Source organism: Prescottella sp. GW823-FHT02E09, assembly GCF_058797375.1.
In genome coordinates this window covers 564,873-587,863 of record NZ_JBXAJP010000004.1, presented here as the reverse complement: position 1 = coordinate 587,863, position 22,991 = coordinate 564,873, and the positions used below count along the sequence as shown (strand labels likewise).

The 22,991-nt window shown below is 67.6% G+C and carries 28 protein-coding genes and 1 tRNA gene; 8 read left to right on the top strand and 21 right to left on the bottom strand.

Annotation, left to right across the window (positions count from 1 at the left end; all coding sequences use genetic code 11):
• Position 1: 1 nt before the first annotated feature.
• The 7 genes from AC1RIF_RS13465 to AC1RIF_RS13435 are packed head-to-tail and all read right to left on the bottom strand — an operon-like array spanning position 2 to position 4,176.
• Entirely contained in the window at positions 2-868 is an 867-nt protein-coding gene (locus AC1RIF_RS13465; protein WP_492601851.1) for a DNA-3-methyladenine glycosylase family protein, read from the bottom strand.
• The gene (locus AC1RIF_RS13460; protein WP_492601850.1) at positions 865-1,530 is read right to left on the bottom strand and encodes an alpha-ketoglutarate-dependent dioxygenase AlkB family protein; all 666 of its coding nucleotides are present in this window, start codon (positions 1,528-1,530) and stop codon (positions 865-867) included. Before AC1RIF_RS13460 ends, AC1RIF_RS13465 begins: the two co-directional genes overlap by 4 nt.
• A complete protein-coding gene (locus AC1RIF_RS13455) occupies positions 1,531-1,794 on the bottom strand; it encodes a metal-binding protein (RefSeq protein WP_492601849.1) in 264 nt (87 codons plus the stop codon).
• Positions 1,795-1,801: 7 nt separating this feature from the next.
• Positions 1,802-2,521 carry a 2OG-Fe(II) oxygenase gene (locus AC1RIF_RS13450; protein WP_492601848.1) on the bottom strand — a complete coding sequence of 240 codons (720 nt, stop codon included), beginning with the start codon at positions 2,519-2,521 and terminating at the stop codon, positions 1,802-1,804.
• A complete protein-coding gene (locus tag AC1RIF_RS13445) occupies positions 2,518-3,117 on the bottom strand; it encodes a methylated-DNA--[protein]-cysteine S-methyltransferase (RefSeq protein ID WP_492601847.1) in 600 nt (199 codons plus the stop codon). Before AC1RIF_RS13445 ends, AC1RIF_RS13450 begins: the two co-directional genes overlap by 4 nt.
• Entirely contained in the window at positions 3,114-3,686 is a 573-nt protein-coding gene (locus AC1RIF_RS13440; protein WP_492601846.1) for an RNA polymerase sigma factor, read from the bottom strand. The genes AC1RIF_RS13445 and AC1RIF_RS13440 overlap by 4 nt, the downstream gene beginning before the upstream one ends.
• A complete protein-coding gene (locus tag AC1RIF_RS13435; protein ID WP_492601893.1) occupies positions 3,673-4,176 on the bottom strand; it encodes a methylated-DNA--[protein]-cysteine S-methyltransferase in 504 nt (167 codons plus the stop codon). The genes AC1RIF_RS13440 and AC1RIF_RS13435 overlap by 14 nt, the downstream gene beginning before the upstream one ends.
• A 57-nt stretch (positions 4,177-4,233) precedes the next feature.
• On the opposite strand from AC1RIF_RS13435, the gene AC1RIF_RS13430 reads away from it, so the two are divergent.
• Positions 4,234-4,842 carry a ribulose 1,5-bisphosphate carboxylase large subunit gene (locus AC1RIF_RS13430; protein ID WP_492601845.1) on the top strand — a complete coding sequence of 203 codons (609 nt, stop codon included), beginning with the start codon at positions 4,234-4,236 and terminating at the stop codon, positions 4,840-4,842.
• A gap of 31 nt (positions 4,843-4,873) precedes the next feature.
• Positions 4,874-5,377, top strand: coding sequence for an SRPBCC family protein (locus tag AC1RIF_RS13425; protein WP_492601844.1), 504 nt, complete (start codon positions 4,874-4,876; stop codon positions 5,375-5,377).
• Here the strand turns inward: AC1RIF_RS13425 and AC1RIF_RS13420 are convergent.
• The 7 genes from AC1RIF_RS13420 to AC1RIF_RS13390 form a co-directional block, all read right to left on the bottom strand.
• Positions 5,374-6,195: a polysaccharide deacetylase family protein gene (locus AC1RIF_RS13420; protein ID WP_492601843.1), complete on the bottom strand. Its 822-nt coding sequence runs from the start codon at positions 6,193-6,195 to the stop codon at positions 5,374-5,376. The genes AC1RIF_RS13425 and AC1RIF_RS13420 overlap by 4 nt on opposite strands.
• 36 nt (positions 6,196-6,231) lie before the next feature.
• The gene (locus AC1RIF_RS13415) at positions 6,232-6,747 is read right to left on the bottom strand and encodes an Lrp/AsnC family transcriptional regulator (RefSeq protein ID WP_492601842.1); all 516 of its coding nucleotides are present in this window, start codon (positions 6,745-6,747) and stop codon (positions 6,232-6,234) included.
• Between the two features lie 17 nt (positions 6,748-6,764).
• Positions 6,765-7,616 carry a universal stress protein gene (locus AC1RIF_RS13410; RefSeq protein WP_492601841.1) on the bottom strand — a complete coding sequence of 284 codons (852 nt, stop codon included), beginning with the start codon at positions 7,614-7,616 and terminating at the stop codon, positions 6,765-6,767.
• A 100-nt stretch (positions 7,617-7,716) separates the two neighbouring features.
• The gene (locus tag AC1RIF_RS13405; RefSeq protein WP_492601840.1) at positions 7,717-9,177 is read right to left on the bottom strand and encodes a wax ester/triacylglycerol synthase domain-containing protein; all 1,461 of its coding nucleotides are present in this window, start codon (positions 9,175-9,177) and stop codon (positions 7,717-7,719) included.
• A gap of 383 nt (positions 9,178-9,560) precedes the next feature.
• Positions 9,561-9,764 (bottom strand): hypothetical protein, encoded by a 204-nt coding sequence (locus AC1RIF_RS13400; protein ID WP_492601839.1) that lies wholly within the window; start codon positions 9,762-9,764, stop codon positions 9,561-9,563.
• Positions 9,765-9,971: 207 nt separating this feature from the next.
• On the bottom strand, positions 9,972-10,238 hold the full coding sequence (locus AC1RIF_RS13395) for a hypothetical protein (protein ID WP_492601838.1): 267 nt from the start codon (positions 10,236-10,238) through the stop codon (positions 9,972-9,974).
• Positions 10,239-10,848: 610 nt separating this feature from the next.
• Positions 10,849-12,312 carry a wax ester/triacylglycerol synthase domain-containing protein gene (locus AC1RIF_RS13390; RefSeq protein ID WP_492601837.1) on the bottom strand — a complete coding sequence of 488 codons (1,464 nt, stop codon included), beginning with the start codon at positions 12,310-12,312 and terminating at the stop codon, positions 10,849-10,851.
• Between the two features lie 439 nt (positions 12,313-12,751).
• Here AC1RIF_RS13390 and hppD point away from each other — a divergent pair, with 439 nt between their 5' ends.
• Entirely contained in the window at positions 12,752-13,927 is a 1,176-nt protein-coding gene (gene hppD / locus AC1RIF_RS13385) for a 4-hydroxyphenylpyruvate dioxygenase (protein WP_492601836.1), read from the top strand.
• A gap of 69 nt (positions 13,928-13,996) precedes the next feature.
• On the opposite strand, the gene AC1RIF_RS13380 is transcribed toward hppD, so the two are convergent.
• On the bottom strand, positions 13,997-14,809 hold the full coding sequence (locus AC1RIF_RS13380) for a mycofactocin-coupled SDR family oxidoreductase (protein WP_492601835.1): 813 nt from the start codon (positions 14,807-14,809) through the stop codon (positions 13,997-13,999).
• 154 nt (positions 14,810-14,963) lie between these two features.
• On the opposite strand from AC1RIF_RS13380, the gene AC1RIF_RS13375 reads away from it, so the two are divergent.
• Positions 14,964-15,037 (top strand) — tRNA-Met (locus AC1RIF_RS13375).
• A gap of 127 nt (positions 15,038-15,164) precedes the next feature.
• On the opposite strand, the gene AC1RIF_RS13370 is transcribed toward AC1RIF_RS13375, so the two are convergent.
• Complete coding sequence (locus AC1RIF_RS13370; RefSeq protein WP_114723887.1) at positions 15,165-15,446, bottom strand: type II toxin-antitoxin system RelE family toxin; 282 nt, start codon at positions 15,444-15,446, stop codon at positions 15,165-15,167.
• The gene (locus tag AC1RIF_RS13365) at positions 15,443-15,733 is read right to left on the bottom strand and encodes a type II toxin-antitoxin system Phd/YefM family antitoxin (protein WP_492601834.1); all 291 of its coding nucleotides are present in this window, start codon (positions 15,731-15,733) and stop codon (positions 15,443-15,445) included. The genes AC1RIF_RS13370 and AC1RIF_RS13365 overlap by 4 nt, the downstream gene beginning before the upstream one ends.
• Positions 15,734-16,000: 267 nt before the next feature.
• Here AC1RIF_RS13365 and AC1RIF_RS13360 point away from each other — a divergent pair, with 267 nt between their 5' ends.
• The 3 genes from AC1RIF_RS13360 to AC1RIF_RS13350 all read left to right on the top strand — a co-directional run bounded on the left by AC1RIF_RS13360 (position 16,001) and on the right by AC1RIF_RS13350 (position 17,647).
• On the top strand, positions 16,001-16,474 hold the full coding sequence (locus AC1RIF_RS13360; protein ID WP_492601833.1) for a DUF309 domain-containing protein: 474 nt from the start codon (positions 16,001-16,003) through the stop codon (positions 16,472-16,474).
• A 17-nt stretch (positions 16,475-16,491) separates the two neighbouring features.
• On the top strand, positions 16,492-17,136 hold the full coding sequence (locus AC1RIF_RS13355; RefSeq protein WP_492601832.1) for an LON peptidase substrate-binding domain-containing protein: 645 nt from the start codon (positions 16,492-16,494) through the stop codon (positions 17,134-17,136).
• Positions 17,137-17,200: 64 nt separating this feature from the next.
• Entirely contained in the window at positions 17,201-17,647 is a 447-nt protein-coding gene (locus AC1RIF_RS13350) for an SRPBCC family protein (RefSeq protein WP_492601831.1), read from the top strand.
• Between the two features lies 1 nt (position 17,648).
• On the opposite strand, the gene AC1RIF_RS13345 is transcribed toward AC1RIF_RS13350, so the two are convergent.
• From AC1RIF_RS13345 to AC1RIF_RS13335, 3 genes are all read right to left on the bottom strand, one after another.
• Positions 17,649-18,623: an alpha/beta hydrolase fold domain-containing protein gene (locus AC1RIF_RS13345; RefSeq protein ID WP_492601830.1), complete on the bottom strand. Its 975-nt coding sequence runs from the start codon at positions 18,621-18,623 to the stop codon at positions 17,649-17,651.
• A 91-nt stretch (positions 18,624-18,714) separates the two neighbouring features.
• Positions 18,715-19,863 (bottom strand): alkaline phosphatase family protein, encoded by a 1,149-nt coding sequence (locus AC1RIF_RS13340; protein WP_492601829.1) that lies wholly within the window; start codon positions 19,861-19,863, stop codon positions 18,715-18,717.
• A 384-nt stretch (positions 19,864-20,247) separates the two neighbouring features.
• Positions 20,248-20,733 carry a hypothetical protein gene (locus tag AC1RIF_RS13335; protein WP_492601828.1) on the bottom strand — a complete coding sequence of 162 codons (486 nt, stop codon included), beginning with the start codon at positions 20,731-20,733 and terminating at the stop codon, positions 20,248-20,250.
• Between the two features lie 641 nt (positions 20,734-21,374).
• Here AC1RIF_RS13335 and AC1RIF_RS13330 point away from each other — a divergent pair.
• Positions 21,375-22,328 carry a ScbA/BarX family gamma-butyrolactone biosynthesis protein gene (locus tag AC1RIF_RS13330; RefSeq protein WP_492601827.1) on the top strand — a complete coding sequence of 318 codons (954 nt, stop codon included), beginning with the start codon at positions 21,375-21,377 and terminating at the stop codon, positions 22,326-22,328.
• On the opposite strand, the gene AC1RIF_RS13325 is transcribed toward AC1RIF_RS13330, so the two are convergent.
• On the bottom strand, positions 22,298-22,939 hold the full coding sequence (locus AC1RIF_RS13325) for a ScbR family autoregulator-binding transcription factor (RefSeq protein WP_492601826.1): 642 nt from the start codon (positions 22,937-22,939) through the stop codon (positions 22,298-22,300). The two genes, AC1RIF_RS13330 and AC1RIF_RS13325, sit on opposite strands and share 31 nt — an antisense overlap.
• Between the last annotated feature and the right edge of the window lie 52 nt (positions 22,940-22,991).

Here is a 22,991-nt window from a genome sequence, read left to right as displayed (position 1 = left end):
GTCACAGGAACGCCTGGCTCGTCCACAGGTGGAACAGGGCGTAGGCCCGCCAGGGCCGCCACGGCTCCGATGCCGTGGCGGCTTCGCGCGGGGTCTTGACGCCGAGCGCGCGGCGCAGCACCAGATCGCCGGACGGGTAGGCGTCGCGGTCGCCCAGTACCCGCACCGCGAGGTAGTCCGCCGTCCACGGCCCGATGCCGGGCAGCGCGAGTAGGCGGCTACGGAACTCGTGCGGATCGACGCCCGGATGAAGCTCGAGCCCATCGGCCGCGGCCGCGGCCAGCGCCTGTACGGTGCGGGCGCGCGCGCCGGTGAGGCCGACGACCTTCTGGATGACGAGCGGGTCGAGTTCGGCCAGCTTGTCGGGTGCCGGGAAACTGACGAACCCGTCGAAGTCGGTCGGGGTGCCGAACGCCGCCACGAACCGGGAACCGAATGTGCGTGCCGCCGAGAGCGACACCTGCTGCCCCAGCACCGTCAGCACGGCGGTCTCGAAGCCGTCGACGGAGCCCAGTACCCGCAGTCCGGGTCGGGCCGCCACGTGCGGCACGAGCAGGGTGTGACCGGATAGGGCGGCGTCGATCACGGCCGGGTCGGCGTCGAGATCGAGCCAGCGGCGGACCAGCGATTCGACGTGCGGAACGTCGTCGGAGTGTACCGCGTGGATCGATGCCGTGACGTGGTCGGGACCGTCGAATCGGACGCTCACCACCGCCGGCCCGTGCGCGGCGGGGACCACCCGGGCGTGCGTCCCGGTGTCGCGGTCGTGCTGCTCGAGGCCGTCGACCGCGTGCGCGGCCAGCGCGCCGAGCATGGGGGCTGTGGTGAAGGGTGGGAGGAACGGGAGCCGCAGCGTCACCGCGGTCATCGGTCGTCCTCCAGCCCGGTCATGCGCAGCGTGATGTTGAGCCGCCCCGACGTGAGCCCGCAGTCCGGGTCGGCGGTGCCCGGAAACACCTTGGGCACACCGTGGTACGCGAAGCGGGACGGGCCACCGAAGACGAACAGATCGCCCGACTGCAGCTCGACGTCCGCGTACGGCTTGCCGCGGGTCTCGGGGTTGCCGAAGCGGAAGGTGCAGGTGTCGCCGATGCTCAGCGACACGACCGGCGCGTCGGAGCGCTCCTCCTGATCGCGGTGCATGCCCATGCGGGCGGTGTCGTCGTAGAAGTTGATCAGCGCGGCGTCCGGCTGGTAGGCGGCGCCTGCGGCCGGGTCGTCGTACGCGTCGGCGACGGCACGTTTCCCCAACTCCGCCAACCACTCCGGAACCGGCAGCACCCGCCCGCCGCCGGCGTCGTCGGCGACGCGGCTGTACCGGTAGGGCTGCCAGTGCCAGCCGAGGCAGACGGTCTGCACCGACATCGCGTGCCCGGTCGGCAGCCGGGCGGCCCGCATCGGCACCGGCCCGCGCGCCCACTCGCGGCACGCGTCGACCAGCCGGTTCTGCTCGCCGAGGTCGAGCCAGTCCGGGAGCAGCACCGCACCGTCCGCGACGGCGCGGCGGGGCCGTGGGATGAGCGCCGACATCTACCGTCCCTCCTTCTCGCGCAGCTTCTTCCACGAGTTGTACTTGTCCCGCAGACACACCGCGCAGGGCCGGTAGCCGGCGGCGATCGCGGTGTCCTCGTCCGCGAAGAACACCCGCTGCGTCACGTACCCGCCGCGGGCGATGGCGCGGGCTGCACCGGGGCAGTCGAGGGTGCCGTAGATGCGGTCGCGCCGGTGCCCGCCGAGTGTGCCGGGCGTGGCGCTCTCGTGCGGCTTCCCGTCCCTGCCGATCAGCGTGAACACGGTCGGGTCACTCCGCGTCGTGCAGGACGAGGCCGAGGGTGCGGCGGATGCCGCTGCGCACCGTGCTGACGCCGTGCCGCATCGGCGCCGCGGACCAGCCGCGCACCGACTGCACCGGCCGGTCGTTGGTGGTGAACACGAAGGCGTGGCCCTGCCGCAGCACCGTGGCGGTGCCGCGGGACTGGGCGCGGGCCCGCTGCTCCACGAGTAGGAACTCGCCGCCCTCGTGATCGACGCTCGGCCGGTCGAGCCCGACCACCACCTGCAGCGGAAACACCAACTCGCCGTACAGGTCCCGGTGCAGCGCGTTCCAGTCACCGGTCCCGTAGCGCAGCAGCAGCGGGGTGGGCCGGCGCTGCCCGGCGGCGTGGCACATCGCCAGCCACTCGTCGAGGGTGTCCGGCCACGGCGCCGGCCGGCCCAGTCGCCACGCCCACTCGCGGGCCACGGGGACGAGTTTCACGTAGAACATCGATCGCATCTCGGCGATCGACGCGGGCAGCGGGTAGTCGAAGTACCGGTACTGCCCGGCCCCGTAGCGGTGCCGCGCCATGTCGACGGTGGACCGGAACCGGCCCACGTCGTCGTACAGGTCGGCCAGTTCCCGGCACTCGTCGCGCGTGAGCAGTGGACGGGCACTCTGGGCGCCGCCGAACGTGTCGAGCTCGTCGAGCAGCGGTGCCCAGTCGACGGCGTCGACGCGCTCGGTCAGCGTCGCGGCGCTCATGCCGCCTCCAACGTCAGCAGCGCGCGCTTGGTCTCGGCGCCGCCCGCGTACTGCCCCATGCTGCCGTCGCTGCGGACCACCCGGTGGCACGGGACGAACAGCGGCAGCGGGTTGGTGGCGCACGCGGTGCCGACCGCCCGCACGGCGCGGGGGCTGCCGGCCGCCTCGGCGATCTGTGCGTAGCTCGCGGTGCGGCCGTACGCGATGTCGGGCAGGTGGGTCAGCACCGAGCGCCGGAAGCCGCGGGACAGCCGCAGGTCGAGGGGGACGTCGAAGCGGGTGCGGCGATGCCCGAAGTACTCGTCGAGCTGGCGGGCCGCGTCGTCCAGGCGGGCGGGCGCCTCGAGGATCCGCGGGCTGACCTGTTCGGCGAGCATCGCGAGCACCGTGTCGTGGTCCTCGCGGGCGTACGCCACCCGAACGAGGCCCGTCTCGGTGGCGGCCAGCATCAGCCGTCCGACGGGGGTGTCGACGGTGCGGTAGGCGATGTCGAGCAGGCCGTCACGGTCGGCGGCGGCCGTCAGGCGGGCGTGCAGCGAGCTCAGCGCGTCGGCGGCGGCGCCGTCGTGCGCATCGGGGAACGTCAGGGCGCTCATCGTGCGGCTCCTTCCTGTGCGAGCGGTTCGGATTCGACGGCGGCCGGATAGGTGCGTCGCAGGCGGGCGACGCCGTCGGACGCGGCGCGGCGGGCGGCGTCGGTGCTGTTGCCGAGGATCGCGGCGACCTCCGCGTACGGCAGGCCGGCGAGGTGGTGGTAGACCACCGCGGCCCGCTGTGTGAACGGCAGCTCCGCGAGCGCGTCCCACAGTTCGTGGTTCCACGCGCCGGGCAACCCGCGCGCGGTGGCCCGGTCCGGAACCTCGTCGGTCGGGACCGGGGTGCGGTCCCGGACGCGATGGACGTCGACGGCCTTGCGGTGCGCGATGGTCACCAGCCACGCCTCGACGTTGGCGCCCGGCGGGAGGTCCGGGTAGGCGCGCAGCGCGGCGAGGAAGGTCTCCGACCAGGCGTCCTCGGCATCGAGCGGCCCGAGCAACGCCCGGCACACCCGCAGCACCACCGGTCCGTGCTCGGTGACGATCTTCTCGAACGGTTTCAGTCCCACACCCTGTAGACGCTCCGGGCCACCGGAACGTGAGGTCCTTCCGCCGTCAGAACAGTCCATCCTGGATTCCCACGGAGGCCGGGCTCTCGAGATCCAGCAGGAACTGCTTGCGCTCGAGCCCGCCGGCGTACCCGGTGAGCGAGCCGTCGCTGCCGACCACGCGGTGGCACGGCACGATGATGCTGATCGGGTTCCGGCCGTTCGCGGCCGCCACCGCGCGGATCGCGGCGCGATTGCCGAGGTGGTCCGCCAACTGCAGGTACGTCCAGCATTCGCCGTACGGGATGGTGCGCAGCGCGTCCCACACGCGCTGCTGGAACTCGGTGCCCCGCGGCGCCAGCGGCACCGTGAACTCGGTGCGCTCGCCTGCGAAGTACTCGGTGAGCTGCGCGATCACGTCGTCGAATCCCTCGTCGACGCGCGGGCCGAACCGTTCGCTGTCCGGCAGGTGCCGCTGCAGGTGCATGTAGAGCCCGCCCAGGCCCTGGGGGTTGCGGACCAGCGTCAGCGGCCCGACGGGCGATTCGACCACGGTGTGCACGGCATCCACGTTCTCGATACTCCCAGCACCCACCGACAGTCCGCGAAGTTCGGGCAGGATTGCAGGATGCCGCCGCTTCTCGTCAATCCGCTCCAGCTCGTGTCGACGGTCCAGAAGGCGGCACAGTCGTCCCTGCAGTGGTCCGTGGACACCGCCGTCTTCGTCGCGGGCCTCCCTGCGCGGGTGGGCGCGCTGCTGGACGAGGCCGAGGGCCTGGTGCGGCAGGTGTCCGGTGTGGTCGACGGCGCAGCACGGGCGGTGGCCGCGGCGGACGCCGTGATCGCGGCGTGCGCGACCCTGGTGGACCGCACGGCGGTGGTCGCGAGCGAGACCGAGGTGGTCGTCGGATCCGCGGCGCGCTCGGCCGCCGTCGCCGACGAACTGCTCGCGATCTACCGGCCCCTTGCACTGGACGCGGCGCCGTTGGCGACCCGGTTCGTCGACGAGATCAGCGAGGACGAGGTGCACGCCGCGGTCGCCCTGTTCGACCAGCTGCCCGAGATGACCGCCCGCCTGACCGCGCTGATGCCGATCCTCGCGACCCTCGACACCGTCTCCCCCGAGATCCACGAACTGCTCGAGGTGGTCAAGGACGTGCGGCAGGCGATCATCGGAGTTCCCGGATTCGGCTTCTTCCGGCGGCGTGGGGAGGACAAACTGGGAGAGGGCGAGTAGACGGCGCCCGGAACCTTCGAAGGGGAGCCCGATGGATCCGCAACCGCGAGGCACGCTCGACCGGGCAGGCGACGGCGTCGACCTGCGCATCACCCGCACGTTCGACGCCCCGATCGCCGACGTCTGGGCGTCGATCACCGAATCCGACCGCACCGCAGGATGGTTCGGCCCCTGGGAGGGAGAACCGGGCGCCGGCCACACGATTCGCGTGCAGTTGGCGTTCGAGGACGAAAGGCCGTGGAGCGAGATGCGCATCGACGCGTGCAATCCGCCGCGGCGCCTGGCGCTGTCGGTGACCGATCCGGGCGGGGCGTGGCGGCTGTCCGCCGATCTGCGTGAGACGGACGGGGCCACCGAGCTGACTCTCACCCATCTCAGCATCCCCGTGGACACGGTCAGCGAGGTGGGGCCCGGGTGGGAGTACTACCTGGACATGCTCGTCGCGGCACGCCGGGGCGCGGCGCTTCCCGAATTCGGCGACTATTTCCCCGCGCAGTCCGGCTACTACCGGCGTCTGGCCGACGATCTCGCCTAGGAGGTCGACCCGCCGCGGCGGAGGAACACGTCGTCGAGCGTGACCATCGACAGGTTCCGCTCCCGGATGATGTCGACGAGTTGGCCGTACACCCGGGTGACCGGCAGGTGGTTGGCGTGCCCGATCACGATCGACTGCGCGACGAAGTACTTGCGCGCGCACTCGAGCAGGTACTGCTCGGTGATGAGCCCCGAATCCGACAGCGAACCGTGCCACAGCGTCGGCACGGTGTAGCCGTGGTCGGCGGCGATCTTGTCGACGGTGGTGTTGCGGTATCCGAACGGCGGCCGGTAGTACGGAGTGCCGTCGACGCCGAAGGTGTTGTGCAGGAACGTCTTGGTGCGGTGGAACTGTGATGCGGCCGCCCCGGCCGACAGCTTGGTCAGGTCGGGGTGGTCCCAACTGTGGTTGCCGAGCTGGATCTGGCCGCTTTCGACCAGCGGTCGCAGGGCGTCCTCGTGCGTGGTCCACGAGTCGTAGACGGCGGTGACGAAGAACGTGAACCGGGCGCCGGTGTCCTTCGCGAACCGGATGTAGGCGCCCACCACGTCCGCGCTGGTGCCGTCGTCCACCGTCAGGGCGAGGTTGCTGCCCGGTCCGGGAATGGCGCTCACTGCCCCCTGCGGCAGCGCCACCCGCGACGACGACGGCGGTGGCCCCGGCAGCGCGGACGGCACCGCGGACGGCACCGGCGGCTGTACCGGTTCGGGCGGCAACGTTCGCGTGACGTCCGAGATCTCGCCGTGCGCGATGGTGCAACCCGAGGTCAGTGCGGCCGTTCCGGCGGCCAGTGCGACGAGGAACCGGCGTCTGTCCACGATCGGAGTGTAGGCACGAGCGCCCCGTTCCCCGGGTCAGCCACGCCGCGCCGAATCCTGGCTGTGATCCTGCGCGCGAACGAATTTCGTGAGCAGCGGCAACGTTCGGAACGGCACGATCTCCGACAGCACCACCACCGACACCGACCGCGCGACGGTCGACGAGTGGTGCAGTGCGATCAGTAGCGCCTGCAGGTCGTCGTGCGACGCGGCCGCAACCCGGCACAGGACGTCCCCGACGCCGGTGGTGGCCCACGCCTGAACCACCTCGGGGTACTCCTCGAGTTCCTTCGTGAGTTGTCCGAGCGAGCCCTGCGCGATCTCCAGCGTGACGAACGCCTGCACCGGGTATCCGGCTGTGTGCAAATCGATCTCGGGCCCGTAGCCGGTGACGATCCCGGCTTCCTCGAGCCGGCGCAGCCGAGCCTGCACGGTTGCTCGCGCGACCCCCGCCCGACGGGAGAGTTCCAGCACCCCGATCCGCGGCTCGTCCCGCAGCCGCGTGATCAGATCGACGTCGAGGGCGTCGAGTCGGTGTCCACCCCGGTCCACGACGGCTCCCCGGACCGTCAGGGGGTCACGCGGGAGCGAGCGACGATCACCGGGCACTGCGCGTGGTAGAGCAGCGACTGGCAGGTCGACCCGAGCAGTGCACTCTCGAACCCGCCCCGTCCGCGACTACCGACGACGATGGAGCGGGCTCCGGCGCTGAGCGCGACGAGATGCTTGGTGGGCCCGGCCTCCGCGATCACGGTTTCGACGCTCACTGTCGGGAACTTTGCGCCCCACGTGGCGGTCAACCGGTCGATGCGGCCGCGGGCCTCCTCGTCGGCTTCCTGGCTGCCGCGGCGACGGCGCGCGTGCACGGCGGTCATCTCGGCGTGCCGGATCGACGCCTCGTGCATCGCGGTGCCGACGACGATGTCGGCGCTGTCGGAGTGGTCGACGCCGGCGATCACCGGGCCGGAGGTGGGCGGCACGGGGCTGCCGGCGGCGCCACGCACCACCGCGACCGTGCACTTGGCGTGGTGTGCGAGCGACAGGGCTGTGGAGCCGAGCACCATCCGTTCGAAGAATCCGGTACCGACCGATCCGACCACCAGCAGACTCGCCTTCTCGGACAGGTCGACGAACGCGCGATTGACCCGTCCGCGAAGCAGTTCCACTTCGATGTCGACGGTGTAGTCCTCGACGGTGGCGGCCTCGCGTGCGGCTTTGAGGGATTCGCGCCCGAACGCCTCTTCTTCCTCGAGGTCGTCGGCGACGAACGGGAAGTCGTTCTCGGTGTCGATGACGTGCACCAGTTTCAGCGGCACCTTGCGGGCGTGCGCCTCGACGGCCGCCCATTTGACGGCGTGAATCGCGGCGTCGGATCCGTCGACGCCGACGATCACCGGCCTGGTCTCGTTCGCTGGTGACATCGTCCACTCCGATCGGGTCGCGTGGTGCGCACGTTCGGTATCAGCCTAACGGCGAAACCCGGCCGGTGGCGTGAGCTTGAGACGGTGATCGCGGATGCGGTCAGGAGGCGATTTCGTCCGACGGATCCTCGTTCGTCCGACTTTCGGCCGCCTCCTCGAGTTCCGCGAGACTCGCACGAATCAGGTCCAGGTAGCGGCCCGGATCCGGCATCGTCGCCACGTCCGCACTCACCGTCAGCGTCAAGCCGCCACCGGCCGAGGCCATCACGAAGTGCCGCAGCCCGTCCCCGTCGACAGGCGGCTGGGCGCCGAACACCGCAACGCCGGGCGCTCCGTTCAGGGTCAGTCCGTCGACGGTGAACGGCATGTTGCTCACGATGGTGTGCTCGCGGCGTGGACGGTTCACGTCCGGCGCCATCTTCTTACGTGTGTACGCCATCAACCTCATCAACGGCGCTGGTGCGATCTCGATTGCTGCGGCGGAACGTCGGACCGCCTGATGGGAGGTGCGGGCCTTCTCCGACTGCGCGGACCGGGAGATGCGAGCCAACCGTTCCAGTGGATCACCGATATCGGTGTGCATGTCCACGGATAGGATCGCCAACTGATTCCCCGACTCCCATTCTTCGATCTTGCGCAGCGATCGCGGCACCATAGCGACCAGGGAACCTCTTGGGGGTTCGCCCTTCTCGACCAGGTACCGCGCGAGGGCGTCGCCGACCACAGCCAGGAGAACGTCGTTGACCGTGGCCCCGGGGACCACGTCCTTGATTCGACGAATCCGGTTTCCCGACAGCATGATCGGCTCGAATGAACCGGCGCCACTCGCCTTGCCGTTGAATCGGATGGCGGGGCGCTCGTGTGGACTCTCGCCCCACTCGCCGGCCTGTTGCGCCTCGTCGACGGCTCGAGCGGCGGCTCGGTTTCCGGGGACGGACCTGGCCAACCGGAGTAGCTGTCCGGGCCAGCCCAGTACCGACCTGGCAAACATGCGTCCCCGGAGCAGCCGCGGCGCAGGCCGGGTATCTGCTGCGCGGACATCATCCGAGAAGAGGCATTCGGCCAGGTTCAGGATTCCGAGTCCGTCGCTGGCACTGTGGTGCACTTTGAGCACCGCCATCGTGAGGCGACCGGGCATATCCTCGATCCCCTCGATGCCGGTGAAGAAGTGCAGCTCCCACGGCGGACGGTTGAGATCCATTCTGGCGATCAGCAACGCGTTGAGCGACTCCTTCAGCGGAGCCCACCCGGGCTCGCTGATCGCGGTGACTCGTACGTGGTCACGGATATCGAAGTCCGTACCGCGCGCCCAATACGGGTGCTCAAGGCCCAATGGTATGCGCTGGATGCGGTGCGTGAGCATCCGATGATGGCCGAGTCGCGCGGTTAGCCACGCAATCGCGCAGCTTTGCGAGAATTCCGCTTCCGGATGGCCCGACGTCTCGAAGAAATAAACACTGAGGTGATGACCCACATGCCCGTCGGAGTCGTGGTAAAAGTACTCGGCGTCTCGCGGTCCCAACTGCACGACACCCCTGTCGACAAGCTCGAGCACACTCATCACGGACCCTCTCGCATTGTCAGCTTCAGACCAGCGCCCACTGGACGATGCACCACTGGGAATCCGAGCGAATCGCCAACTCGGATCCCCAGTGGCGGACCGCCATCGAGGGTGCAGCGCCGCAACTCCGCAGCACCCCGAATGCCCTACTTATTGATGATCTTGCTTCCCATGGAGGGAAGTTTGAAGATGTCGGCCACGTACTGGATCATGATGTTGAGGTACTGCTGCAGCATCTCGAAGACCTTTCTCTAGCCGATCAGGGGCGGACAGACAGGGAGTCCAAGTACTGCGCAAACCGACCCACGAGATCGATCGATCCGAACCCGACAAGCTCCGAACTGTACGTGGTAGATAGCTCGAACATTTCCTACTCCTGTCCTCTACAGACCACCGACGGAACCCAGTCCCGCCTGAAGACTTCCTGCCACAGCCGATGAACCGGCGGGCCACAGTGCAATTACGTTGCCGATGATCGCAAAGACGGCATCCACCACACCGTTGAGACTCTCGATTGGCGGGGCGATGGATCCCGAATCGATGCTCCCGGCGAGCTCGAGCAGGCCGGCCAGACTTGCAGTATCCACTTGCGTTACTCCTTTAAGTAGTTGGGTGCTATCCGATGGGCGCCGGAAAGTTGAACCCGAAGTCGACGGACGCACCGGAACTCGTGAAGAGAAGCATCCCGAGGAACTGCTTTATGTAGGGCGCCATCGGCCCTTCCAAATACTGAGAGATTGATCCCAGGTCCATCATCTACTCCTGTCGTGTAAGAGCCACACTTTGATGCTCTATCAGCTGAGGTTGACGGCTTCGAGCAACGATCCCGTGAAACCGCTGACTCCCGGCATCAGCGACCCGCTCCAAACATCCCCCAGAAGACCACTCAGCAATGCCGCAGTCGCATTCAGGAACGCCACACTCATTCGAAATCCCACCCTCTCGGTCGGTGTTGAAAAGATTCTTCGAACATCTGCACGCGTCGTATCCGCCTTCCACACGGTTGCGATATCGAGCAGCACACAGACACTCAGGAAGCTCGCACGCCAGGGGCCGATCACCCCTCTCGAACCCCTCCTCGGCTGTGATTGGAAGAAAACTAACGCAGCCACGTCCACCGCGGGAGGGTTTTGACCGAAACATTCCAACGGTCCAATTTCCGCAGCGCACCCCGGGGCGGGGCCGTTCAGGACCGACCGGCAATACAGAAGGCCAGACCCGTCAACTCCGAGTTCGAATCGCACAGGTGTTCAACCAGAGCAGACAATCGACTACGGAAAAATGTACTGCGGTACAAAATATACTGCGATACAAATTCAGAGGCCGCGATGACCTCACGGTGTACGACTTGCGCTTCCGCCGACGCAAATTACTCAGCATGACAGCCGAACCGGTCGAAGTTTCCTCCAGCAAGTTTGCCGCGGTGTGATCGACCGGTACCCGCCATCGGTTGGGACGCAGTCGTCCGGGTCGTGGGTAACGCCCAGCCTGCCGCCGCCTACTACCGCGCCGTGTTCGGGATGGAACTCGAGGCGTACTCAGGTCCGAGACCGGCAACCGCGATCACCGCGCCTTCGTATTGTGCAGCCGTGCCCCGCTCTCCGGCAGCGTCGACACGACGAAAACGGCACCGTCCGCTTCGCAGCCCCGGATCCCAGCATCTCACGCTGGCTACAAAGGGGAGATTTCCTCCAACGCAACCTGATTCGTCCAAACTGTCGCGGCCTCCTCGAACTCGGCGAGACTCGCGCGGATCAGGTCGATATACCTGTCGGTGTCGGGCATCATGGCGCGATCGGCCATCACGGTAAGCGTCACGTCGCCACCGGCCGCGGCCGCCAGGAAATGACGCAGCCCATCCCCGTCCACCGGCGGCTGCCCGCCGAACACCGACACCGCCGGCGCGCCCTCGAGAGTGAGGCTCTCCACCCCGAACGCGACATTGCTGATCATGGTGTGCTGGCGGCGGGGGCGCTCGGGGTCGTAGTTGTCGGCGTTCCTGTGTACGTACATGAGCAGCCTCATCATCGGCGGGGGTAGGGTGTCCACTATTGCGGCCAACCGGCGAACCGCGATATGGGATGTGCGGACCTTCTCAGACTTCGACGATTCGGCGATGCGAGCGACCCGTGCGAGCGGGTCCTCGATGTCGGTGTGCAGGTCGATATTCATGATCGCCAATTGGTTCCCCGACTCCCACTCCTCGAGCTTGCGCATGGAGCGCGGGACCTTCGCCACGAGCGAACCTTTGTGAGGCTCATCCTTTTCGGCGAGATAGCGTGCGAGGGCCTTCCCGACGACGGCGAGAAGTGCATCGTTGACAGTGGCGCCGGAAACAGCCTCCCTGATACGGCGAAGCGCTTCGGTTGACAGCGTGATCGGCACCATGACCCCCGATCCGCTCACCTTCCCGTTGAAACGGATGCCCGGCTGTTCGGCCTTCGTCAGCCAGGCACCGGACGCCTCCGCCTCTCTCATGGCGCGATCGGCGGCACGGATTCCCGGGATGTCCTTGGCATACCGGACCAGATGATGCGGGAAACCCAACATCGATCGGGCGAACAGCCGAGCCCGGAGGAGTCGCGCCGGACGGGTGGGGGTGGCCGCACACGTCTGATCAGAGAAGACATTCTGCACCGTCTGCAATACCCCCAGCCCGTCCCCGACGCAGTGATGCGCCTTGAGCGCCACCGCGGTGAGGCGACCCGGCTGGTCGACGATCCCGCTGACACCGGTGAAGAAGTGGAGCTCCCACGGCGGACGGGTGAGATCCATTCGTGAGCACAACAACTCTGCGAACGGCGCGGCGAGGGGCGCCCATCCGGACTTGTTGATCGCAGTGACCCGCACATGGTCGCTGAGGTCGATGTCGGGGGCCGGGGTCCAATTCGGATGCTCCAGGCCCAGCGGTACCCGACGGACGCGGTGCGTGAACATGTGGTGGTGGCCGAGTCGTGCCCGGACCCACTCGACCGCTTGTTCCTGGGTGAATTCGGCATCCGGATACTGCGTCGTCTCGAAGACGTACACGATGACGAAGTGCCCCAAGTGGCCGTCGTTCTCCCTGTAGATGAACTCGGCGTCCTTGCTCGGAATCCGCCGCGTTCCCCCAGCGAGCCAGTCGGCAATTCTCATGGACACCTTCCCTTTGGATTCTTCCGCACCCCCGGACGGGTTCACCACACAGACCGCGCTTAGGGCCGTGCGCGTCCGCTCGAACAGGTACGCGCGGAGCCCGATTGCCTGTCTCAGCAACCACGGCCGTACTCAGAGAAAAACTAGCCCGTGCTCATCCCCTTTGGGCGGCTTTCGGCGAACATCCCCAGAGGTCCGGCACTCCTCTCCCTTCGTGAGAGAACCTCCCCGACCACCCCTGCCTGCGGCCGATCAGGCCATTCCCGAAGCCGCCTGCAACGGGCGTGCGATCGACGGTGTGGTGTACAACCTGCACACCCGTCAGGAACTCCACCGACACAGATTGCCCAGTCTGAACAGCTAAACCGGCCGTAGTTGCCTCCAATGAGTTGGGCGCGGTGTGATCGACCCGTACACCTGCCCCACGGGAGGTCCGCTCATGACCGTCGACCAGTCACTGACCCGCCTCGACGACGCGACCCTGCGTCAGCTGCTCGGACTCGTCGAACACGATCCGTCCGACGATCCGTTCCCGGTGCTCGGGTGGGACGCGATCGTTTGGGTGGTGGGCAACGCGACACAGGCCGCCGCCTACTACCGCGCGGTGTTCGGGATGGAGCTCGAGGCGTACTCGGGTCCCGAGACCGGCAACCGCGATCACCGTGCCTTCGTATTGCGCAGCGGTGCCATCAGATTCGTGCTCACGGGCGGCGTCGACCCGTCCAGCCCCCTGCACGACCATCACCGTCGGCACGGTGACGGCGTCCACGATGTCGCACTCGAGGTCACCGACGTCGACCGCTGCATCGCGCACGCGCGCGGCCAGGGCGCCCGCATCCTGGTCGAACCGCACGACGTCACCGACGAGCACGGCACCGTCCGCACCGCGAGCATCGCCGCCTACGGCGAAACCCGGCACACGCTCGTCGACCGCTCCCGCTACACCGGCCCCTACCTGCCCGGGTACGTCGCTCGCACGCACTCCCACGACACCGGCCGGCAGGTGGTCCAGGCACTCGACCACGTGGTCGGCAACGTCGAACTGGGCAAGATGAACGAGTGGGTGAACTTCTACCACCGCGTCATGGGGTTCACCGATCTCGCCGAGTTCGTCGGCGACGACATCGCCACCGAGTACTCCGCGCTGATGAGCAAGGTGGTCGCCAGCGGCAACCACCGCATCAAGATCCCACTCAACGAACCGGCGTTGGGCCGCAAGCGATCCCAGATCGACGAGTTCCTCGAGTTCTATCGCGGCCCCGGATCGCAACACCTGGCGCTCGCGACGTCGGACATCCTCGGCGCGGTGGATCACCTCACGAAGGCGGGCGTCGAGTTCCTGCCGACACCCGCGTCGTACTACGAGGATCCGCAACTACGCGCCCGCATCGGCGAGGTGCGCGTCCCGATCGAGCAACTCGAGCGCCGCGGCATCCTCGTCGACCGCGACGAGGACGGCTACCTGCTGCAGATCTTCACCAAGCCGATCGGGGACCGGCCCACGGTGTTCTTCGAACTCATCGAGCGGCATGGCTCGCTCGGGTTCGGCAAGGGCAACTTCCAGGCCCTGTTCCTCGCGATCGAACGCGAACAGGAGCGGCGCGGCAACCTGTAGGCGCTTCGCGCCCGTGCGCCTTTTTTGGTAGCGGGGGCCACCAGAAGGGCGCACGGGCGGCGCAGCCGCCTAGATGGACGTAATGCCCAGATCCAGCGACATCTGCGAACCGGTGACGGTGCGCGACCGGTCACTGGCCAGGTACAGCACTACCTCGGAGACGTCGTCGACGCTGCACTTGCTGAGCCCGGCGAGCGGCCACTTGTAGTTGTCCAGGTAGCGCGGGAACTGGGCGAGGATCTTGCCGACGTTGGCGTCCTGGCCCATCGGGGTGTCCACGGCACCCGGGTGGATCGAGTTGACGCGAATGCCGAACTCGCCCAACTCGATCGCCGCGGTCTTCGTCAGGCCCACCAGGCCGTGCTTGGCGGAGGTGTAGTTCGACGTGCCCGGGCTGGCCTTGATGCCGGCCGCCGAGCTGACGACGATGATCGAGCCGCCACGGCCGCCGTCGATCATCGCGGGCACCGCCGCCTTGAGCGTGCGCCACACCCCGTTGAGGTTGATGTCGATCATCGTGGTCCACTGCTCCTCGGGCATCTCCCAGAAGCGGTTCCACGTGGAGATGCCGGCGTTCGCGACCACGATGTCGAGGCGGCCGAAACGCCCCACACCGGCGTCGACGGCGGCCTGCAGCGCGGTCTGGTCGCGGACGTCGCCGATCGCGGTGACGATCTCGCGGCCCTCGGCGCGCACCAGGCGGGCGGTCTCCTCGAGATCCTCGGGCGTGGCCGCCGGGTAGCCGACGTCGCCGGAGACGGGTGCGCAGATGTCGAGCGCGATGATGTCCGCACCCTCCTGGGCGAAGCGCACTGCGTGGTTGCGCCCCTGTCCGCGTGCCGCGCCGGTGATGAAGGCGACCTTGTTCTCGAGCAGTGCCATGCGAATCCCTCCGGATCCCTCGTCGTGCAGTCTCTCCGCAGATTAAGGCGGCGACTCGAGCTCGCGGCCCGTCGTTCCGGTGACCGGGAACACAGCCGCGGATCGCCTCGATGGTAAATCCGCCCAGAAACGTCGTGTAGTCTGTAATTACCGACGCGGGGTGGAGCAGCTCGGTAGCTCGCTGGGCTCATAACCCAGAGGTCGCAGGTTCAAATCCTGTCCCCGCTACAAATGAAAGTCCGGGTCAACGAATTGTTGACCCGGACTTTCGCATTTGGGGCGGAACGTCGGCGCCACAGCGGATGCCCTCGATGGCGACCCTCGATCGTTCAACCGACTCTCATGGGCGCTTCAGTTAGACGTGATAGGCGTCGGCACGGTGTGAGATGGCGGTGACCTGCACGCGGCGGGCGTCTTCGTCGATCAGGTACAGCACTCGGTAGGTTCCGCGGCGCGCGGAGTAGGCCGGGGCGAGCGGTGGCGCCAGCGGTTTACCGACCCGGTGCGGATTCTCGAGCAGAGCCCCGGTGATGAACTCGTAGACCGCGGCCGCGACCTTCTCGGGCAGGGTGTGCTTCAAGGCTCGGGCCGCCGACCTGGCAATGGAGAGGGTGTACGGCTGCTCGGGCGCGCTCACTCGTCGTCGGACTTCTCGGCAGCCAAGAAGTCGGCGAGCGAGTCGGCATCGAGAACGTCATCGACCTCGACCTCGGCCGTTCCAGCGACATGGTCGGCGAGCAGCGACTCGTCAGCGAGGACGGCGATTGTCTCGCGCAGCGCGTCGTAGTCATCGGCCCCGAGGAGTACGGCGGCGCGATGTCCGTTGCGGGTGATCTCGAATCGCTCGTGTGTGCGCTCCGCCTCGTCGACGAGACGGGAGAGCTGCGCCCGTGCATCTGCCACCGGAAGAGTCGTCATGTACATAATTCTAGCTAGAAATCAGGATTCGGCCAGTGCGGTGCTTCGACTCGACCACCGCGCCCGATCCACCGGGCCACCACGTGCCGGCATCACACAGGTTTTCCGAACAACACATACAAGATGCGCATCGAAAGGGTATGCGGCGCCGACAGAAGGTGTGCGACACCGAGGTATCCGCGGAGGCACCGCCTCGGCCGACAGCCCGGACACCTCCTGCGCCTGCCCCGCCGCCCCTCCCGCCGACACCCCCGTCGGCGCTAGATTGCTTGTATGGCCGACCGCGATCGGGACACCCTCGGCAAGCCCCGCAACGCCCGCCCCCGGGACCGGCTGGGCCGGCCGCTCGAGTGGGGCGAGGAAGGGTTTCCGACGATGCCCGACGATCTGGATCTGGATCCCGGTGAGGCGATCACCGAGGCGCAGCGCCTGCTCGACCACGAACTGCCGTTCCACGCGCACGAGGTCCTGGAGGCCGCGTGGAAGAAGGCGCCGCACGAGGAACGCGGACTGTGGCAGGGCCTGGCGCAGCTGGCGGTCGCCGTCACCCACCAGATGCGCGGCAACCCGGCCGGCGCGGTGTCGCTGCTCCGTCAGGGCCGGCACCGCATCGTCCCGTTCCAGGACAACCCGCCGCACGCCCTCGACATCACCGGGCTGGTCGCATGGGCCGACCATCTGATCGTCGAACTGGATCGCGACACCCCGCCCGACACGGTGCCGGTTCCGAGGCTCCGGATGCCCTGATGCGCAATCCTGGTCAAATGACCGTTCTGCCCATGTTTCCTCTCGGCTCGGCGCTGCTGCCCGGGGAACGGTTGCCGCTGCACGTGTTCGAGCCGCGCTACCAGGCGCTCGTCCGCGACTGCCTGGCCGCCACCGAGGGTCCCGTGTTCGGCACCGTCCTCATCGCGCGCGGCCACGAGGTGGGCGGCGGCGACGTCCGGCACGAGGTGGGCACATCGGTGCGCATCGTCTCGCACATCGGCATCGGCGACGGCCGCTACGCGCTGAACTGCGGGGGCGAGGAGCGCATCCGCATCCGGCACTGGCTCGACGACGACCCGTACCCGCGGGCCGAGGTCGAGTCGTGGCCGGTAGGACCCGGCGGGCGGGTGGACGACACCCGGCTCGAGCAGCTCACCGACCGGCTGACCGAGCTGTACATCCTGCTCACCCGCATCCCTGGACGCGAGGACGCTCCACCACCGGCGCCGCCGCGGCTGTTCGACATCCTCGAGCAGCCCGGCGACCACCTGTACGCGCTCGCGGCGTGGGTGCCGATGGGCGCGGCGGACCGGCAGCAGGTGTTGGTGGCAGAGTCCGCGGACGACCGCCACCGCGCGGTGGCCGAGGCGATCGACAACGCGCGAGAGATCGCCGAATTCCGACTTTCAGGGCACCAGTGACGGGGGTCACGTTCGGCGTGTACTAGCGTCCATCCTCCGAGATGTTCAGGGGAGGGGAGAACACATGATTCACGTTCGCCACAAGGCGGTCGCCGTCGTTCCCGTCGAGCTGGCCTTCGCGCACATCGACGACTACCGGAACGTGCCCGACTGGATGTTCGGGATCACCCGGTTCGACCCGATCGGTTCGCTCGATCAGGGCCTGGGCGCCACCTACGACGCGACGATGCAGCTCGGCCCCAAGGCACTGAAGTCGACGGTCGAGATCACCGAATGGGAGCAGGATCGGCTGATCACCCTCAGCTCGGTCTCCGGGTTCGGGAACCGGTCCAGCTGGATGTTCACGCCGGTCGCCGACGACCATACCGAGCTGTCCGTGGACTTCGGCTACGAGCTGCCCGGCGGACTGGCCGGCAAGGCCCTCGGCAAGCTGATCGAGCCGTTCGTCGTCACCGCGATCAAGCAGACCGAAGCGAACCTGCGCAAGCAGATCGAGGCGCAGGGGCGGTAGCTCACGCCGAGTGCCGGCCGCGGTATCCCAGTGCGCGCCGGACGAAGTCGAGGCTGAACGCGATCGTCATGGTGCTCTCCTTCAGCACCGTGCCCATCACCGGGTAGGCGTGGATCTGGCCGCTCCACACGTGCGTTTCCACGGCCTGCCCGGCGTCCTCGAGCAGGCCGGTCATCGCCTCCACGTCGGGGCGCATCAGCTCGTACTGCGCGACGCTGAAGAACGACGGCGGGTACAGGTGCGGGTCGGCCTCGATCGGTGAATCGGCGCCGACGATCGGGTCCGGGCCGCCCACCCACTTGTCCTTGAGCGCCTCCACCTGGCTCATCGGCAGGTAGGCATCGCGGCGCATGTAGTCCGGATCGTGCTTCTCGAGGGCGAGATTGAGCAGCGGCGAGTAGCCGATCACCGCGGCCGGGGTGATCATGCCGTTGGTCGCCGCGAGCTCGGCGACCTTCATCGCGAGGTAGCCGCCCGCCGAGTCCCCCGCGACGATGATCTTCGTCGGGTCCGCGCACGTGCCGAGCAGCTCGGTGTACGCGGCCATCGCGTCGTGGATCGACGTGCCGATGCCGCCGTACGGCAGCTGGCGGTACTCGACCGAGATCACCGGGATGCCGGCCCGCGCGGCGAGGACCGCGCACAGGCTGCGGTGAGTGGCCAAGCCGCAGAAAACGAATCCGCCGCCGTGGAAGTACAGGATGGTCGCGCCGGCGAGGGCGTCGGACGCCTCACGGTGATGCCTGATCAGCTCGCTCGGCACACCCCCGAGCGTCATCGGTTCGATGTGCACGCCCCGGGGTCGCGGCAGCCGGTCGACCACCTTCTCGAGATGCCCGAGCGCGGCGATGCCGCGGTCGGTGGTAGGCCACGCCGCGAACAGCGGTTTGACGAAGATCCGGGCGATCCAGAACACCAGCCACGCCCGCAGGCTGACCTTCCAGTGCCGGATGATCGTCGTCTCGCGCGTTCGCATACAGCCCCCAGTCGTGGTTCCGCACGGGTGGTTCGGCCCACCCGCCCGCCACCCTAGAGACGAACGACGCCGCGCGCAGCCGCTCCGGCGCTCAGATCTGCAGCAGCGGCACCAGGAGTTCATCGTCGGTGAGCGCGCCGTGCTGGCCCGCCAGCATCGACATCCGCGGTTCGGCCTCGGTGCGCACGATCGCCGAGCCGCCGCGGGCGATCGCCACCACGTCACCGATCCGGCGCTGTGCAGCCTCCGACGGGTCCGGACCGATCAGCCCCGCAGCCACGACGTCGTCGCGGGTCCCCACCCACGCCCGCTCACCCAGCTCCGCCCGCCACCGGCGCAGCACGGCGTCGGCGCGGCCGGGTTCGGTGTGGACGTAGCGGCAGCGGGCCTCGCCGGTCAGCGCCGCGACCCCGTCCGTCAACGCGGCATTCCCGTCGACGTCGATCCGGTCGGCGGCGGCCACCGGGACCATGCCGTGGTCGGCGGTCACCAGCAGGTTCACGTCGGATCCGAGATGCGCGACGAGGTCCTCCACGAACCGGTCGACGATCGTCAGCTGCGCCACCCAAGGATCGCTGCCGGGGCCGTACACATGGCCGAGGGTGTCGATCTGGCTGAGGTAGCAGTAGACGAGCGTCCGCTCCCCCGCGTGGGCGGCGTGCACGGTCGAATGCAGCAGGTCCCCGTACGCGACGGTGCCGACGAAGCGGGCACCGCGCAGCACCGCGCGGGTGAGCCCGGTGCCCGCGAACTCCCGCGGCAGCACCGTGGTGGTCACGATCCCCGCCGCCGTGGCGCGTTCGAAGGCGGTGCGGGACGGCTGGATCTGCTCCGGCACCACCTGCCCGAGCATGTCGCGGTGGTCGCCGACGCGCTGCCAGCGCAGCCAGTTGAACGGGCCACCGGCCTCCTCGACGTCGGAGACGTAGCCGGTGATGCCATGCCGACCCGTCGGCAGCCCGGTGCCGAAAGACGCGAGACTGGTCGCCGTGGTGGTCGGGAAACCCGCCCGGATCGGCCTGCCCGCCGCCTCCGCCAGAAACGGCGCGGCATCGACGTTGTGGCGCAGCAGATTCCATCCCAGTCCGTCGATCAGCAGCACGACGGTCCGGTCACCGACGGTGAGCCCGAACGCATCGGCCTCACCGGGCGCGCCCAGTGACGCCAGCACCGACGGCAGCACATCGGCGAGCGTGGGCTCGGCGTACACGTCCCGCAGCGGCGGAGGATCTTCGGGCATCGGCACTCGCAATCGCCTCGCAGTGGTAGGGCTCGCCTCGATTCTGGCCCCAGAATAGAGCCACGGCCACCGAGACACCCCGCGAGAGGCATTTCATCGTTCTCCGACACTGGACGCAAGAACGTCTACGCCTGCTGCTCATTGCAATCGGCAACTCCGATCGCTGTCGATCCGCACAGTGACTTCGGAACTCTCACCCTCCTAGCGTGAACTCCAAGGCAGTCTTCGTGGCGGTCGCACCAACTGACTTGACGCGCATTTCGATCGGATTCGTGACGGCCAGACCCCGACATCGGACGGCGATGCCGGGGCCTGGTGGGTTTCGGGTCAACTCATGGCGATCAAGAGTGAGCCCATCACCGAGAATTCAGAGAAGGTCCATTCTCAGGAGAGAACGATGTTGAACCCCGTGGCACGGGACGACAGGAGGCCCCCCGTGCGGTGATCGGCGAAGGCGGCGCCGTCGATGATGCCGCCGTGCGAGATCGTAGCGGTGGTGTAGGGCGAGGGGAGCGGACTGTCGACGGACAGCTTCACGTGGCCACCGCCGGTAATGACTCCGACCATGCCGATGTTGCCGGTGAAGCAGAACTGACCGTTCGCGCCAGTGGTGACCGCCGGGTACACAGTGCCGTCGGAGAGCTCACCCTTCACCTTCGCGCCCGAGACCAGGGTCGCCGTGTCGGGGATGCCGCTGTTCGGGGACGGATGATTGTCCGCCAACGGCGCACCTGCGTAGACGGTGCCACACATCGTGTAGTTCGGCCCCGGGGTGGGGTCGGCGATCACAGCGTGTGCGATGCCGGTGCCTGCCATTGCCAACGCGCCGACGGACGCGGCTACAACGGTGACGGACTTCTTGATACCCATGACGAACCCTTTCGTGATCTACGTTGAGTACTTCACCTGTGCGGCTTGAGATGTGACCTCGGCTTGCACGCCCACCGTGCCGATACGGACCGACACGCCCCCGACCACCCCGCCATAGAGCAGGGAAACCTATTGCGGCGCAAGTTGTTCCACAACTCTTCGAAAGAAGAGAACTTGCCAACTGAAAGCGATTGAGCCAATCAGCCTCGGTAGGACTACTCTCGACACCACCGACGACCGTCAACTGAGATCGCAGATTTCGATTCACGCAGCGCCACAGAGCACTTCGAGGCAAACCCGTGCGTAGCGATACCTTTCATGGATCTCCTCAAATGTCGTGTGACAGAGCAGACTCGAAACGATCACATTCATGTGTGAGATCGATCACCGTTCGATCTCTTGAAGCGAAGACTACCCACACTCCTCGCAGCCTGTCCCAAAATCGACGATATAACCGGCCGGCCGGTATCGAACGTTAGGCGAAGCAGCTTGGAACTATCAGGCTGAGCCGCTGGATCCGGCCCATCGACCTATGTTTCGCGATCGCCGCGGCGGGCACAAATTTGGAGGACGGACGTCCGCTATGCCGAACTTCTACCAAAATCCGGACGGATGACCAATTCAGGTCTAATCTCCCTGAGATGGTGCAGGCGTTGAGCTTTGAATCGACGGTGCCGCGACGGTTCGTACATCGTCAGTCCGTGTCCGAGGTCTACCTGACGGACGGGGTCCCTCTCGGGGAGGCCGGTCGATTCCGCCTGGGTGCGCAGTGGCCGCGCCAACATGCCTTCTACCGAACGTGCACCGAGCGCTACGACACGATGCTCCTCGGCGAGACGGTACGTCAGTGCGCCATCTACCTCGGGCACATGCACTACGCCGTCCCCCTCGGGCATCTGTTCACGATGCAGACGATGCGGATCGAGGCAATTCCCGGCCGGCTGACCATCGGATCGTCCGCAGCGGAGGTCGTCATCGATGCCCGGGTGACCGAGCACGCGCACCGGGGAGATCGCCTGTCGGCGTTCAGCGTCGACGTGGACTTCCTCGTCGACGGTGCGGTGGCGGGACGGGCCATGGCCGTCGCCGGGGTTCTCACCCCGGACGCCTATGCGCGAATTCGGTGGAGCGGCGACCGTGCACCGGCGGTGGGTCGCATCCAGCAGCCGATGTCGGTGCCGCAGTCCGCGGTGTGCGTCCCCGATGCGCGGGCGGTCGTGCTCGGCGTTCACCCGTCGGGACACGGTGGCGGGCGCTGGCTGCTCCGCGTCGACCTCACCCATCCGGTGTTGTTCGACCATCCGTCCGACCACGTGCCGGGCGCGGTGATCCTGGAGGCGGCCCGGCAGAGTGCGCGGCTACGACTCGGGTGGTCGTGCGCCGACGTCGAGTTCCTCGAGCTGCGGTTCCGCCGGTTCCTCGAACTGGACGAGCCGACGACGGTTGCCGCCGAGCTCAGGCCCGGTGAGGACGGCTGCGTCGACATCGAATTCTCGCAGTGGGGCGAGATCAAGGCGGCGGGAACCGTGCGGCTGGCGCCGCCGACACCGACGGCCGACCCGATTCACACGTTCGCCGGACTCCACCGCGTATGAAGGTAGCGATCGATCTTGGGACGGCGGCGCGGGGCGACGACCGCCGACAGGATGAACGACAGCATCTGTTCGAGTCGGGCCTCGAGATCCGCGCGGCCGGTGAGCACGTTCGACACGAGCTGGACGCCGGTGAAGGTGGCGACGAAGTAGCGTGCGAGGTCCGCCGGATCGACGGTGTCGAGGATGTCGCCCTCGTCGATCGCCTCACGGAACACGCGATGGAGGCCGTCGATCCAGTCCTGATACGGCGCCGACGGGCCGGCCGACGCGCTCATCTCGAGAGTCAGGCGGATACCGGCGCGCACGATCGGATCCTCGACGATTTCGCGGCCCATCTCGTAGGAGAGCATCACCAATTGTTCGAGTGCAGGCGCATCCGTCGCCCTGATGACGGCGACTGCTTTCATCGAGATCGCATGCTGTTCCTCGATCACCGCGGCAGCCAGATCGTCCTTGGACTTGAAGTGGAAGTACAACGCGCCCTTGGTGACACTGGACAGATCGACGATCTCGGCGAGGCTCGCGCGCTCGTATCCGGTTTCGTCGAACCGCGTCGCCGCGGCCCAGATGATCTCCTGCCGAGTCGCGATCGCTCTCTCCTGCTTGGCCACTCCGTCGATCCCTTCTCCGTTCGACCCCGCATCGGACACACCACCACGGCGC

What these genes read in the sequence shown, in the direction of transcription:
- AC1RIF_RS13465 (WP_492601851.1), bottom strand. Translation starts at nt 868, where the DNA reads ATGACCGCGGTGACGCTGCGGCTCCCGTTCCTCCCACCCTTCACCACA.
- AC1RIF_RS13460 (WP_492601850.1), bottom strand. Translation starts at nt 1,530, where the DNA reads ATGTCGGCGCTCATCCCACGGCCCCGCCGCGCCGTCGCGGACGGTGCG.
- AC1RIF_RS13450 (WP_492601848.1), bottom strand. Translation starts at nt 2,521, where the DNA reads ATGAGCGCCGCGACGCTGACCGAGCGCGTCGACGCCGTCGACTGGGCA.
- AC1RIF_RS13445 (WP_492601847.1), bottom strand. Translation starts at nt 3,117, where the DNA reads ATGAGCGCCCTGACGTTCCCCGATGCGCACGACGGCGCCGCCGCCGAC.
- AC1RIF_RS13440 (WP_492601846.1), bottom strand. Translation starts at nt 3,686, where the DNA reads ATGGACTGTTCTGACGGCGGAAGGACCTCACGTTCCGGTGGCCCGGAG.
- AC1RIF_RS13430 (WP_492601845.1), top strand. Translation starts at nt 4,234, where the DNA reads ATGCCGCCGCTTCTCGTCAATCCGCTCCAGCTCGTGTCGACGGTCCAG.
- AC1RIF_RS13425 (WP_492601844.1), top strand. Translation starts at nt 4,874, where the DNA reads ATGGATCCGCAACCGCGAGGCACGCTCGACCGGGCAGGCGACGGCGTC.
- AC1RIF_RS13410 (WP_492601841.1), bottom strand. Translation starts at nt 7,616, where the DNA reads ATGTCACCAGCGAACGAGACCAGGCCGGTGATCGTCGGCGTCGACGGA.
- AC1RIF_RS13405 (WP_492601840.1), bottom strand. Translation starts at nt 9,177, where the DNA reads ATGAGTGTGCTCGAGCTTGTCGACAGGGGTGTCGTGCAGTTGGGACCG.
- AC1RIF_RS13390 (WP_492601837.1), bottom strand. Translation starts at nt 12,312, where the DNA reads ATGAGAATTGCCGACTGGCTCGCTGGGGGAACGCGGCGGATTCCGAGC.
- hppD (WP_492601836.1), top strand. Translation starts at nt 12,752, where the DNA reads ATGACCGTCGACCAGTCACTGACCCGCCTCGACGACGCGACCCTGCGT.
- AC1RIF_RS13380 (WP_492601835.1), bottom strand. Translation starts at nt 14,809, where the DNA reads ATGGCACTGCTCGAGAACAAGGTCGCCTTCATCACCGGCGCGGCACGC.
- AC1RIF_RS13365 (WP_492601834.1), bottom strand. Translation starts at nt 15,733, where the DNA reads ATGTACATGACGACTCTTCCGGTGGCAGATGCACGGGCGCAGCTCTCC.
- AC1RIF_RS13360 (WP_492601833.1), top strand. Translation starts at nt 16,001, where the DNA reads ATGGCCGACCGCGATCGGGACACCCTCGGCAAGCCCCGCAACGCCCGC.
- AC1RIF_RS13355 (WP_492601832.1), top strand. Translation starts at nt 16,492, where the DNA reads ATGACCGTTCTGCCCATGTTTCCTCTCGGCTCGGCGCTGCTGCCCGGG.
- AC1RIF_RS13350 (WP_492601831.1), top strand. Translation starts at nt 17,201, where the DNA reads ATGATTCACGTTCGCCACAAGGCGGTCGCCGTCGTTCCCGTCGAGCTG.
- AC1RIF_RS13345 (WP_492601830.1), bottom strand. Translation starts at nt 18,623, where the DNA reads ATGCGAACGCGCGAGACGACGATCATCCGGCACTGGAAGGTCAGCCTG.
- AC1RIF_RS13340 (WP_492601829.1), bottom strand. Translation starts at nt 19,863, where the DNA reads ATGCCCGAAGATCCTCCGCCGCTGCGGGACGTGTACGCCGAGCCCACG.
- AC1RIF_RS13335 (WP_492601828.1), bottom strand. Translation starts at nt 20,733, where the DNA reads ATGGGTATCAAGAAGTCCGTCACCGTTGTAGCCGCGTCCGTCGGCGCG.
- AC1RIF_RS13330 (WP_492601827.1), top strand. Translation starts at nt 21,375, where the DNA reads ATGGTGCAGGCGTTGAGCTTTGAATCGACGGTGCCGCGACGGTTCGTA.